Origin of the sequence: Parabacteroides sp. AT13 (assembly GCF_002272965.1) — a bacterium.
Lineage (GTDB): Bacteria > Bacteroidota > Bacteroidia > Bacteroidales > Tannerellaceae > Parabacteroides > Parabacteroides distasonis.
On sequence record NZ_NQMH01000002.1, the window covers coordinates 1381393 to 1393799 of the forward strand.

At 47.3% G+C, this 12407-nt stretch carries 10 protein-coding genes; 3 read left to right on the forward strand and 7 right to left on the reverse strand.

What is annotated here, in order from left to right; all coding sequences use genetic code 11:
• Positions 1–18: 18 nt before the first annotated feature.
• Together CI959_RS20070 and rpiB are read left to right on the forward strand one after the other, a co-directional pair.
• Entirely contained in the window at positions 19–2049 is a 2031-nt protein-coding gene (locus CI959_RS20070; protein ID WP_009017147.1) for a transketolase, read from the forward strand.
• Positions 2050–2051: 2 nt separating this feature from the next.
• Positions 2052–2483, forward strand: a complete 432-nt coding sequence (gene rpiB / locus CI959_RS20075; protein WP_005858101.1) for a ribose 5-phosphate isomerase B — start codon at positions 2052–2054, stop codon at positions 2481–2483.
• A gap of 142 nt (positions 2484–2625) precedes the next feature.
• Here the strand turns inward: rpiB and CI959_RS20080 are convergent, their stop codons facing one another.
• The 3 genes from CI959_RS20080 to CI959_RS20090 all read right to left on the reverse strand — a co-directional run bounded on the left by CI959_RS20080 (position 2626) and on the right by CI959_RS20090 (position 6177).
• Positions 2626–4203, reverse strand: a complete 1578-nt coding sequence (locus tag CI959_RS20080) for a carboxylase (RefSeq protein ID WP_057317016.1) — start codon at positions 4201–4203, stop codon at positions 2626–2628.
• Between the two features lie 106 nt (positions 4204–4309).
• A complete protein-coding gene (locus tag CI959_RS20085; RefSeq protein ID WP_005858105.1) occupies positions 4310–5230 on the reverse strand; it encodes an endonuclease/exonuclease/phosphatase family protein in 921 nt (306 codons plus the stop codon).
• An 11-nt stretch (positions 5231–5241) separates the two neighbouring features.
• On the reverse strand, positions 5242–6177 hold the full coding sequence (locus CI959_RS20090; RefSeq protein ID WP_005858107.1) for an alkaline phosphatase: 936 nt from the start codon (positions 6175–6177) through the stop codon (positions 5242–5244).
• A 134-nt stretch (positions 6178–6311) separates the two neighbouring features.
• Between CI959_RS20090 and CI959_RS20095 the strand changes: the two genes are divergently transcribed.
• The gene (locus CI959_RS20095) at positions 6312–7403 is read left to right on the forward strand and encodes a glycoside hydrolase family 76 protein (protein ID WP_008779603.1); all 1092 of its coding nucleotides are present in this window, start codon (positions 6312–6314) and stop codon (positions 7401–7403) included.
• On the opposite strand, the gene CI959_RS20100 is transcribed toward CI959_RS20095, so the two are convergent.
• The 4 genes from CI959_RS20100 to CI959_RS20115 all read right to left on the reverse strand — a co-directional run bounded on the left by CI959_RS20100 (position 7392) and on the right by CI959_RS20115 (position 12391).
• The gene (locus CI959_RS20100) at positions 7392–7583 is read right to left on the reverse strand and encodes a hypothetical protein (RefSeq protein ID WP_005858110.1); all 192 of its coding nucleotides are present in this window, start codon (positions 7581–7583) and stop codon (positions 7392–7394) included. The two genes, CI959_RS20095 and CI959_RS20100, sit on opposite strands and share 12 nt — an antisense overlap.
• A 216-nt stretch (positions 7584–7799) precedes the next feature.
• The gene (locus CI959_RS20105; RefSeq protein WP_009017144.1) at positions 7800–9374 is read right to left on the reverse strand and encodes a sulfatase; all 1575 of its coding nucleotides are present in this window, start codon (positions 9372–9374) and stop codon (positions 7800–7802) included.
• Positions 9371–10801, reverse strand: a complete 1431-nt coding sequence (locus CI959_RS20110) for a sulfatase (RefSeq protein ID WP_009274937.1) — start codon at positions 10799–10801, stop codon at positions 9371–9373. Before CI959_RS20110 ends, CI959_RS20105 begins: the two co-directional genes overlap by 4 nt.
• Positions 10802–10885: 84 nt before the next feature.
• Positions 10886–12391, reverse strand: coding sequence for a RagB/SusD family nutrient uptake outer membrane protein (locus CI959_RS20115; RefSeq protein WP_005858115.1), 1506 nt, complete (start codon positions 12389–12391; stop codon positions 10886–10888).
• Positions 12392–12407 lie beyond the last annotated feature (16 nt).

The window sequence follows — 12407 nt, forward strand, 5'->3', positions numbered from 1 at the left end:
AATAATTCATCTGATAAAATGAACGATATTCAAGTAATGAACAAAGCAGCTGATAACATCCGTATACTGGCTGCGTCAATGGTGGAGAAAGCGAACTCCGGGCACCCGGGTGGCGCTATGGGTGGTGCAGACTTTGTTAACGTACTGTTCTCAGAGTTCTTAATATACGATCCCAAGAATCCCAAATGGGAAGGACGCGATCGTTTCTTCCTTGACCCGGGGCATATGTCTCCGATGCTTTATTCCGTACTGGCTTTAAGCGGCAAATTCACATTGGATGAACTTCAACAGTTCCGCCAATGGGGAAGCGTTACTCCGGGACATCCTGAGGTAGACGTTATGCGTGGTATCGAAAATACGTCCGGCCCGTTGGGACAAGGACATACTTATGCGGTAGGTGCGGCTATCGCGGCTAAATTCTTGAAAGCACGTCTGGGTGAGGAAGTAATGAACCAGACTATTTACGCATATATTTCCGATGGAGGTATCCAAGAGGAAATCTCCCAAGGTGCCGGACGTATCGCCGGAACTTTAGGACTGGACAACTTGATCATGTTCTACGACGCTAACAACGTACAGCTATCTACCAAGGTAGAAGACGTTGACGCAGAGAACGTAGCCATGAAATACGAGGCTTGGGGCTGGAAAGTCATTCAAATAAACGGTAACGACGTAAACGAGATCCGCAAGGCTTTAAAAGAGGCTAAGGCAGAGATCTCCAAACCGACTTTGATCATCGGTAACACCGTTATGGGGAAAGGTGCTGTCGGCGCTGATAACAGTTGTTACGAGAATAAGGTATCTACTCACGGACAACCTTTATCCGCGGCAGGAGCTTCCATAGCGGATACGATTAAGAACCTAGGAGGTGATCCGGAACATCCGTTCACGATCTTCCCTGAAGTAGCAGAATTATATGCCAAGCGTGCGAAAGAATTGGAAGTAATCGTCGCCGAGCGTTACGCCGTTAAAGACGTATGGGCGAAAGCTCACCCGGACTTAGCGGCTAAGATGGAGCAATGGTTCTCCGGAAAGGCTCCTCAAATCGACTGGGCCGCAATCGAGCAGAAAGCGAACCAAGCGACCCGTGCCGCTTCCGCTACCGTATTAGGAGTGCTTGCTACCCATGTAGAAAACATGATCGTCGCTTCCGCCGACCTTTCCAATTCCGATAAGACAGACGGCTTCTTGAAAAAGACCCATGCTTTCGTGAAAGGCGACTTTAGCGGAGCTTTCTTCCAAGCGGGTGTAGCCGAGCTTTCTATGGCTTGTATCTGTATCGGTATGTCTTTACATGGTGGCGTGATCGCCGCTTGCGGTACATTCTTCGTATTCTCCGATTACATGAAGCCTGCGTTACGTATGGCCGCGTTGATGGAGCAGCCCGTTAAGTTCATCTGGACACACGACGCTTTCCGTGTTGGAGAAGACGGACCTACGCACGAGCCGGTAGAGCAAGAAGCTCAAGTTCGTTTATTAGAGAAATTGAAGAATCATAAGGGACACAACTCCATGTTGGTACTTCGTCCGGCAGACGTTGTGGAGACAACAGTCGCATGGAAACTAGCGATGGAGAACGTTTACACTCCTACCGCATTGATTCTTTCCCGTCAGAATATCACAGATCTTCCCGCTAAGGAAAACCGCTATCAAGAGGCTTTGCAGGCGGAAAAGGGTGCCTATATCGTCAATGAAGACGCTAATGCGGATGTAATTCTTTTGGCTTCCGGTTCCGAGGTATCGACTTTGGTCGAGGGCGCCGCCTTACTTCGTGCTGAAGGCATAAAGGTTCGTATCGTTTCCGTTCCTTCCGAAGGTCTATTCCGTTCACAAAGCAAAGAGTACCAAGAATCCATTCTTCCCGCAGGAAGCAGGATTTTCGGCTTAACCGCTGGTCTTCCGGTTAATCTGGAAGGTTTGGTAGGTCCTAACGGCAAGGTATGGGGACTTGAATCCTTCGGTTTCTCCGCCCCTTACAAAGTATTGGACGAGAAATTAGGTTTCACGGCTAAGAACGTTTATAACCAAGTAAAAGAATTATTAGCATAAAGATGGGTATAGTAGGTTTGTGTAGCGATCACGCTGGTTTTGAGTTAAAAGAATATATAAAGACAATCCTCGATAAAAGGGGATTGTCTTATAAAGATTTTGGAACTTATTCTTCTGACAGTTGCGATTATCCGGATTTCGCCCATCTGATGGGCAAGGCCGTAGAAGCTGGCGAAGTTTATCCGGGAATAGCTGTCTGCGGTACAGGGAATGGCATTAGTATGACCTTGAACAAACATCGGGGTGTCCGTGCCGCCTTATGCTGGCGAGAGGATATCGCGAAACTGGCACGTGAGCATAACGACGCGAACGTGTTATCAATGCCCGGTCGTTTTATCAGCAAGGAAGAGGCTAAGAAAATCGTTGAGATATTCTTGGATACACCTTTTGAGGGTGGTCGCCACCAACGTCGTATAGACAAGATCCCTTTGTAGAGTCCGCGAAAAAGTCACTTTATAAAATAAAGAAGGCTCTCCCATGGTTCGCTTACCATTCGGAGAGCCTTTTCGTATCACCGTTTAAACGGCAACGTACATATAATAGATGACGGATGCCAAATTTGAGGACTTTCTACTATTAAACAGTCGATCTCGCTTTTTGTTCTTTCCATTTAGTTAAAAATGTACGGGCTACCGTCGGGAACAACTCCAGCAACAGTATTTCTTTCTCATTCTCAGCCAATAGCACATCCAAATCCTCCAATACAGGATTCTCTTGCATCACGTAATGGGAACCGTCGTAAGGCACCTCATTTTGTACGCCGGCGATTTTCAACCGAAACGCCGGATCTACCGGAATCGGCGTCTTGCCATACTCTCCTTTTACCAAGGCGATAAACTGGTTGGAAGGATTACTATACATCGGGCGACCTTTCAGCTCATCCAGCGCACAGGAAACCGCTTGCGCCCCGATAATCTGGCTCGTAGGCGTCACCAACGGAGGTAAGCCGGCATCCATCCGTACTTGCGGAATGAGCGACATCGCCTTCTCCAACAAGTCGATCTGCCCCAATTGCTTCAACTGGGCAACCATATTCGTGTACATACCTCCCGGGATCTGCGCTTTTTTCACCAACTCGTTCGGCTCGGGGAAATCAAAATACTCCTCGATCGCACGGCAATAAAGCAGCAAATCGTCCTCCTTATCTTTCCGAGCGGCCTCGATGGCATCGTTGAAGAAGCGGTCGATCTCGGCGGGGAAACTATCCTCTACGGGATTAAAGGGCCTCGGGAATTTCTTCGCGGTATCGAACGAGGAAAGTTCCTTGCGGATCGTCAATAACTCCTTGTTGATCTTAGCGATCGTGTCCATATCAAGATCCAGCTCGATACCCAATTTCTTGCAGAAGATATAGACCAGCTCCACGGCGGGAGCGGCCGGTCCTCCGGCGAAGTTCCAGATATTCGTATCAACGATGTCCACCCCATTGATAATGGCGGATACGACCGACGCCAATCCGTAACCGGGCGTACAATGCGTATGGAAATCCACCGGTACCTTCAGGCTCTTCTTGAACAATCGCACCAATTCCGCCGTACGAGCCGGAGGTATCAAACCACTCATATCCTTCAGGGTGATCATATCAGCGCCCAGCGACTCCAGTTGAAGGGCCTTGTTTAAGAAATACTCATTCGTAAAAACAGGCTTATGCAAGGGCCGTCCATGCAAGGCGGCTTTTATACGTTCTACCGGGGAATGGTGAGGATCTATCGTATAACAGATGGCACAGTCAGCCTTTCCCCCGAATTTCTTCACATAACGGATCGTGGATTTCACGTTATCCACGTCGTTCAAAGCATCGAAAATACGCATGATATCGATACCAGAACGAATCGAGTTCCGGCAAAAGCCTTCTATAATCTCGTCGGGATAAGGATTATAACCGAATAAATTACGCCCACGGGAAAGAGCGGATAGCTTGGAGGAATTTCCTATTTTCTCTTTGATGATCTCTAAACGATCCCACGGATTCTCACCTAAATAACGCATCACGGAATCGGGAACCGCCCCACCCCATACTTCCATGGCATAAAAGCCTGCGTCTTTGTAGTAAGGAAGTACACGGTCTATTTGCGCTTGAGACATTCTTGTAGCGAATGCCGATTGCTGACCATCGCGAAGAGTCAAATCACGAATCAATAATTTACGTATCATACCAAATTTGTTTAGATCGTTTTAGTCAATATTCTGATTATATAACAAGATCTAAACAAATTTGATAAAGATTACGGGGTTAATAATAACCAATTTTTCTAAAACCTCAGTCTTTTACTTCCACAACGATCATTACGGGAAAGTGGTCGGAAGGGGTACGGGCCTCATATTTACTCAATGACACCTCTTTCGGGAAATTACCGTTTTGCTCCTTCCGGGCGCTTTCTTTCGCCTCGGAGCGATAAGTATCCGTTAAGATTCCATACTTCTTCACCTCAAATTCTTTCGTAAGAAAAAGGTGGTCGATACGGCTATCGGTCTTGCGGTCCGGATGGAAACCGTTGAAGGTACCATTCGGGGCATAGCGGAAATCAGCGATCTCATAAGAGTCACGCATGATACCGGAACCATCTAACAACTGATAGGACTCACTTGTTTGGTCCACGTTGAAATCGCCGGTAAGGATAGCGGGAAGTTTCTTGGGGAACTCCTTGATCTTCTCCAAGATCAGCTTGGCGCTCTCGGCACGTGCCTGTACGCCTACATGGTCCATGTGAAGGTTGAAGAACAAGAAAGTGAAACCGGTTTGCTTATCCCGGAACTCACCCCACGTACAGATACGGGGAAGGACGGCATCCCAGCCCTTATTCGGACGGTCGGTGATCTCGGATAGCCAGAAATCGCCATGCTCCAAAACCTCGAACTTGTCCGTGCGGTAAAAGATAGCCGAATGCTCTCCCGCCCGCTTACCATCGTCACGTCCCACACCGATATAATCATATCCGGGCATGGCTTGCCTCAAGTCCTGCAATTGCGGATATTTGCCCTCTTGGGTACCAAAGATATCGAACCCGTGAAATTGTACGATCTGGGCGATGTAGGGATAGCGTTGTCCCCAACCGTTACCGTTCGTGGAATCGCCGCCGTTGGCGTTACGCAAATTATAGGTGGCAACCACCATTGTCTCCGCCTGTAAGGTTAATACGGCGCAAAAAAGAAAAATAAAAGAATAAATAACTTTCTTCATGATCTATGTTTTTAATTATCCTCGAAAGCTGATAATATCGGACGGGCGATCCACACCTGCGGCTGCGGTACGTCCAATAGGTAAGCCATCGTACCGGCGATATCATATACCATCGTGCTCTCCGGGATCTTGAAGCCTTTCTTTACGTTCTTTCCATAGAAAACGATCGGGGTTTGCATCTCGTTCATCGTCTTGCCACCGTGACCGGTCTCGATACCGCCGTGGTCGGCCGTCAGTATAACCACCGTATCATCCATGATACCCGCCTCACGAACGGCGTCCATCACTTGCGTCAAGCAACTGTCCAAATGATTCACCATGGCGAAATACTCCGGGGAACTCCATCCCTTGCCATGTCCGGTACCATCCGGCTGATCGTATATAATCGCGCAAAGGTTCGGCTTCTTCTCCTTGATATACTGAACGGCTACCGGGGTACATCCGTTCGGGTTCTCAGCCGACATCGGGGCATGCTTACGGAAGCTCATGGCCAAGGTATCCACCAGATAATTCATGCCTTCCCACTCATAGATATAGCCAATCTCAGCCTCGGGAGCCTTATCCCGGTACATGCCGAAGATATTCGGGAAACGGTTGTCGCTATTCACGACACGGGAAGGAAGCTCCGGCGTACGAGATCCCCACTCCGTATATCCGTGCAACTCCGGTCCTGCTCCCATAAACATGGAAGCCCAATTACAAGCACTCGACGAAGGCAGGATCGAACGATTCTCTAACGTGGAAGCACCTTCCGCCATCATCTTACGGAAAGTAGGCATATCCGCCCCATTATTCAAGCAATGGGCGCTCAAGCCGTCGAAACCAATCAAGATTACATGCTTTGGCAGATTCTTCTCTTTCAAAGGCACTTGCTGAGGTGCCGTATTACAGGCGCTCAGGCAGTATGCGATTACCGCACAACAAATAAATAAGATTTGCTTTTTCATCTTACCGTGTTTTTCTTTTATGATTAATATTGAAGTATCTTAGATTCCGTCAGACAAAGGTACAAAGTTTAAATAAAGTTCAAAAAGATCATTTATCTTTGTAGCTTAATCTAATCTTATTTTAATAAATACGTATGTACAAACATTTCCTGACAAGCGTATTGCTTGTATTTTTCATGCTATCCTGTAGCAAACTTTCCCCTTTTGAAGGAAAGATGCGAGAATGCGTACAAACCTCCCTAAGCTGGAGAAACGACACGACCGGTATCTGGGAAACAGCAGGCTGGTGGAACTCGGCGAACGTATTAACCGCCACCATTCGCTACGGTGCCGTAACCAAAGATCCGGCCATCCCTTCTGTCATAGAGGATGTATTCGAGAAAGCCCGTCATTACCAAGTAGGCGTAGACTCAACCGGTACTCCCCGTTATTGCGACAACTTCATCAACGATTATTACGATGACGAGGGTTGGTGGGCATTGGCATGGATCGAGGCCTCCAAACTGACCGGAGAGAAAAAGTACCTAGATATGGCCGAGATCATATTCGATGATATGACAACCGGCTGGAGCGACGCTTGCGGAGGCGGCATTTTCTGGAAGAAGAATCCACTGCATTACAAGAACTCGATTGCCAACAACTTATTCTCCCTTACGGCGATCCGTTTATATAAAGCGACCCAGAATCCGGCATACCTCGACTGGTTCAAGAAGAACGTAGATTGGTATATGCGAACCGGCATGATCAATACGAACATCTACCAAATCGAAGACGGTACCAAAGACGATTGTACCCCCAACCGAAATGCCCACTACACCTATAACCAAGGCGTAGCCATCGCTGTCTTAGCCGAGATGTATCTCCAAACCAACGATAAATCTTATTTGGAACTAGCGGAAAAGATCGCCGACGCTACCATCACCACACAATTGATAACTGACGAGGGTATTCTCCGTGAAATGAAGCCCGAGATCGATGATAGCAACGACGGTGTCCAATTTAAGGGTATCTTCATCCGTCATTTAGCCTTCCTGTATGAAGTGACAAAGAATCCGGCTTATAAAGATTTCATCTTGAAAAATGCGGAATCCATCATCACAAAAGATTATGATCCCACATCCAAAAGCTTCGGTTGTTATTGGTACGGCCCTTTCCACAAGGAAAACTCGGCAGCAAACGCTTGCGCTTTGGAATGCGTGATAGAGGCTTATGATTTAACGAAATAGGTATCCGGAAAGACGCAGCTTGTCGTTATTCACACAGCCAGCGGGCGATATTCCGCTCTGGCTCCCCCGGAGCTGGAACGGATGTAACATACGGCTCTGGCTCATTGACAAAAAAACGGGACGGCGGACATCTCCGCCGTCCCGCCCAAAAGAGACAGCCTTATCTCTGTTTGTATTCATGTCAAGGCTGGTTTTTTACTGATAACGGGGCCATATAAACCCTGTTTTTCATATCGTGCACAAACATAAGACTTCTTTTTCACAAAAGAACAAATTCCTTCTTCTTTCTAGAAATACATGCTTTATAACATACCGCACTCCCTCTCGGTTGCTAGCGTGGACTTCTATTACAAAGGATAGGCGACGCAGCACGCTACGTCTCCCTCCGTTTTCTTTTTACCAATAATAGGTATCCATAATCTCCTTCATTTTAGGGGTATTCGTGTCCTCATCCTTAACATCTTTCCGCAGCTTCAGCATCTCCTCCTTCATTTGCCGGATGATCTTGGCGTATTGGGGATCGTTATAAGCGTTGTGATTCTCACGAGGATCGGATTGAAGGTCGTAAAACTCCCATGCTGGTGTCGTGGTCTTATCCTCCGAACCAGTCATATTCAGACGGTCGCCATAGAAAAACATCAGTTTATACCGCTCATTACGGATACCCATATGGGCCGGACGGTTCGAATGTTGGGTCCAATAACGATAATACATCTCCTTACGCCAATCCTTTGGGGTATTTCCTTTCAGATTATCGCGAAAACTATGGCCCTGCGATTCATTCGGGGTCTTCACGCCTGCGTAATCCGCCAGCAAAGAGGCAAAATCCACGTTCAAGATCATATCCTTATTGCGGGTCCCCGCCGGGATCTCTTTCGGGTAACGGATCACGAAAGGCATACGTAGAGACTCCTCATACATCATACGCTTATCGAAGAAACCATGCTCTCCTAAGAAATAACCTTGGTCGGATACGTACACCACGATCGTATTATCGGCGATTCCCATATCGTCCAGCGCTTTCAATAACTTCCCGATATTATCGTCGATCGTAGCCCCGCAACGCAGATAGTCGCGCACCAATTTCTGGTAAGCGGCGCTACGGGCGGCAGATCGATGCATCCCCTTCGTCGTAAAAGGCAACTCCGGATACCGGCACCACCATTTATCAGGGTCTTGCGACGCCACGTCCCAACGACGGGCCAACTCCTCCAAAGGCTGTCCGGAGAAAGTACGTCCATTCGTCTCCGGCCCCCAATCAAATAAGTTCTCCGGTTCCGGGAAAACAACGCCGTCATACAAATGCCTCATCCGTTCTGGAAAATCCCAAGGTTCGTGTGTAGCCTTGAAATGACAACACATCATGAAAGGCCGGTCCTTATCGGCCTCTTTCATCCAACGGATCGCCTTATCTGTCACGATATCCGTGGAGAAACCTCGTACCCGCTCCCCGAAATTACGCTCACCCGGCCAAGGTTCCGTACAATTTATAAAAGTAGGGTCTCGGTACTCGCCTTGGTCATGGAACACGGAATAGAAGTCGAAACCTTGCGGTTGCGTTTTCAGATGCCATTTACCGACCAAAGCGGTCTGATAGCCTCCCGCCCGCATTTGCTTGGCGATATTATCCTGCTCCGGATCAAAAGAATCACTTAACGTGTAGACACCGTTCACGTGACTATAGGCTCCGGTCAAGATCGCCGCGCGACTCGGAGAAGAGATCGAGTTCGTACAAAAACAATTATCCAATACGCAACCCTCCGCAGCCAAGCGACGGATATTCTCGTTGCGGGCATATTCCCCCAACACGCCCCCGTAAATACCCCACGATTGGGAAGTATGATCATCCGATAGGATAAACAAGATATTGGGACGTTCCTCTTGCGCCGGTTTATTGGCGGCAAAGAGAGACTGCCCGTTTCCCGAAAGGCAACAGGCAGTCATTCCGATACTAATGATCGATTGTTTCATAAGTCATGACGTTTTTTCCCTTGTACTAAACCCGGTTCCCTACGTTCCGTACCCTTCATACGAGTCAAGTCATCCCCTAACTCATGGCGTTTCTGGTCCGCGATCTTCATCAATTTAGCGGCTTCCTCCGGATATTGGGTAATCACGTTATAACGCTCTCCCGGATCACGGCGCAGGTCGTACATCTCCGGCTTCATGATCTCCAGATTCGTCAACTTACCCGGCTGGCCGTCGTTTCCCGGCTCATAAGCCCCATAAGTAACGTATTTATGGGGGAATACCAATTTGAACATTCCATCCGTAACAGCCTCCAAGTCATTCTTTCGATAGTAATAGACGAAAGACTCACGTGGGTTGGCGTCTTTTTTACCCTCGATCAACGGCAAGATACTTACTCCGTCAATCTTGCGAGGAGGAAGCGGAGCCTGCGTGATCTCGGCGAACGTAGGAAGAAGGTCGATATTAGAAGCTAACTTATTACAAGTCGTGCCCGGTAACGTCTTACCTTTCCAGTACATGATACAAGGAACCCGGTTACCACCATCAAAGGTCGTAGCCTTTGCCTCACGTAACCCACCGGCTGAACCGGCATGATTCCCGTAATTGGTCCAAGGGCCATTATCGGAAGTCAAGATCACCAACGTATTATCTTCCAAGCCCAGCTCACGCAATGCCTTGAATATCTCACCTACACTCCAGTCGATCTCCATCATCACGTCGCCATATAAACCCTGCTCGCTCTTTCCCTTGAATTTATCGGAAACGGCCAACGGTACATGGGGCATATTATGGGCCAGATACAAGAAGAAAGGCTTATTCTTATTCTTCTTGATGAAATTAACAGAACGGGTGGTATAATCCGTAGTCAACCGTGTTTGGTCCGTATTATAACCGATAATCTCATTTCCGTCATAAGTCGGCAAATCCGGGAAATTAAAGACCTCACCTTGTTGCGGGTGGAATGGCCACATATCGTTAGAATACGGCAACCCATAATACTCATCGAAGCCATTTTGCAAGGGGAGGAACTCCTTTTGGCTACCTAAATGCCATTTACCGAAGATAGCGGTACTATATCCTTTCTGTTTCAATACCTCTGCGATCGTCATCTCCTCTGGATGGACACCGTAGTTCGAATCTGGCCCCGGAGCGCCGGAAAAACCGATACGATTCGGATAGCAGCCGGTCAACAAGCCGGCACGAGAGGCTCCACTGATCGGCTGTCCTACCAAAAAGTGCGTAAAACGAACGCCTTCCGCCGCCATCTTATCGATATTCGGAGTGGTATATCCGTAAGCTCCATTAAAAGAAAAATCTCCGTAACCCACATCATCCAAATTGATTAGGACGATATTCGTGTAATCAGCGGCTATGCCTGCCATTGAAAAAGCTGAGGCGGCCGTCAGTAACATTAGTTTATTCTTCATGATATTATTTATTGAAATATTGGCTTTGAAGTGCCATCCTGTGTTTGGCACTTCAAAGATAACAGTTTTTAATTTACCCAAGAATTAATCCCAGTTCGGATTTTGCTCCAAATTAGGGTTCAAGACTGTTTGGTTATAAGGGATCGGCCATAAATAATCTCGTTTCGGATTAAAAGAACGTTTCACGACTTCTATTCCCTCATAATTATGCATCATACCATTATTTTCTTTCTCAGCGGTTTTCCAGCGCAAGATATCCGAATAGTAGAGTCCTTCAAAGGTCAACTCGATACGGCGTTCACGGCGGATTACCTCACGCATCTGATCTTTCGTCAAACCTTTTGGTACTTCCGGCATATTGATATCCGGACGCCTACGCAATTGGTTGATGGCATCATAAACTGACTGATCAGGACCACTCGCCTCATTCTGCGCCTCGGCATACGTCAACAGAACTTCCGCATAACGAATCAAAATGAAATTGAAAGCCGAACGTTCTACTAAAGGAATCGTTACATCATCCTCATAAGAAGTGTATTTCTTCACACCGAAACCCGTAGTCGCCACATCTTCTTTTGTGATCGTCTTTCCTAAATACGGATAACCGATGCAAACGATCGATTTCAATAAACGGGGATCTCTGTTCTCATACGGACGAGTCGGATCATAAAGTGGTGACTCTTCTATCGTCTTCCCGTCAACACAGAGATATGTATCAACCAGTTCCTTCAAGGGAGCCGGACGATTCAAGCGCCAGATATTCTGATCATAATCCGTTGGATACTCTGGCAATTTCGCTTCTATATCAAAGATTACCTCACAATTATATTTATTATCTTCGCTAAAGAAATGACGATAATCATTGAATAATTGATAAACGCCAGACTCCATTACCTGCTTAGCAGCTTGGGCCGCCTCCGCCCAACGAGAATTATATAATAAAGTACGGGCTTTTAACGCTAACGCAGCACCTTTTGTCGCACGTCCCAAGTCTGAGCTAGCATAGGTGTCCGGTAGCACGGCAGCGGCCTCCTCCAAATCCTTGACAATCTGATTCACTACCTCTTCCTTGGAATTGCGAGGTAATTCGGCTTGCTCATCCGCATTGGGAGCATCTATAATCAGTGGCACACCTCCGAATTTATCGACCAGACTTAAATAATAGAAAGCTCGTAAGAACTTGGCTTCACCCACCATCTTCGCCTTCTCCGACTCGTCCATATCGACACCTCCTACATTAGCGATGAAAGTATTCGTACGGCCAATGCCAACGTAACAGTTCTTCCATAAGCTTCCGATTAAAGCCGTAGTAGACAAATGTTCACCTTTTCCAATTGCTTGCGTACCATTCGCCTCGTTATAAGGCATCGCATTCGCTGTCAACATATCGAATTCCATCGTATGCAATGAACGCCAAGGTTTCAATGCGTTGTAACATCCCATTATACCGGCACTCGCATGCTCTTTTGTCTTCCAGAATGTTTCCGTGGAATATTGATCGGAAGGATCTACATCCAACCAGCTATCGCAAGCGGTTAAACTCATACAAGCGACAGCGACACATATCATCTTATATATTTTACGTCTCATATTATTATTCCTTATT

Coding starts and splice junctions, on each gene's coding strand:
- CI959_RS20110 (WP_009274937.1), bottom strand. CDS start 10,801: ATGAAGAATAAACTAATGTTACTGACGGCCGCCTCAGCTTTTTCAATG.
- CI959_RS20080 (WP_057317016.1), bottom strand. CDS start 4,203: ATGATACGTAAATTATTGATTCGTGATTTGACTCTTCGCGATGGTCAG.
- rpiB (WP_005858101.1), top strand. CDS start 2,052: ATGGGTATAGTAGGTTTGTGTAGCGATCACGCTGGTTTTGAGTTAAAA.
- CI959_RS20070 (WP_009017147.1), top strand. CDS start 19: ATGAACGATATTCAAGTAATGAACAAAGCAGCTGATAACATCCGTATA.
- CI959_RS20105 (WP_009017144.1), bottom strand. CDS start 9,374: ATGAAACAATCGATCATTAGTATCGGAATGACTGCCTGTTGCCTTTCG.
- CI959_RS20100 (WP_005858110.1), bottom strand. CDS start 7,583: ATGAATACAAACAGAGATAAGGCTGTCTCTTTTGGGCGGGACGGCGGA.
- CI959_RS20095 (WP_008779603.1), top strand. CDS start 6,312: ATGTACAAACATTTCCTGACAAGCGTATTGCTTGTATTTTTCATGCTA.
- CI959_RS20115 (WP_005858115.1), bottom strand. CDS start 12,391: ATGAGACGTAAAATATATAAGATGATATGTGTCGCTGTCGCTTGTATG.
- CI959_RS20085 (WP_005858105.1), bottom strand. CDS start 5,230: ATGAAGAAAGTTATTTATTCTTTTATTTTTCTTTTTTGCGCCGTATTA.
- CI959_RS20090 (WP_005858107.1), bottom strand. CDS start 6,177: ATGAAAAAGCAAATCTTATTTATTTGTTGTGCGGTAATCGCATACTGC.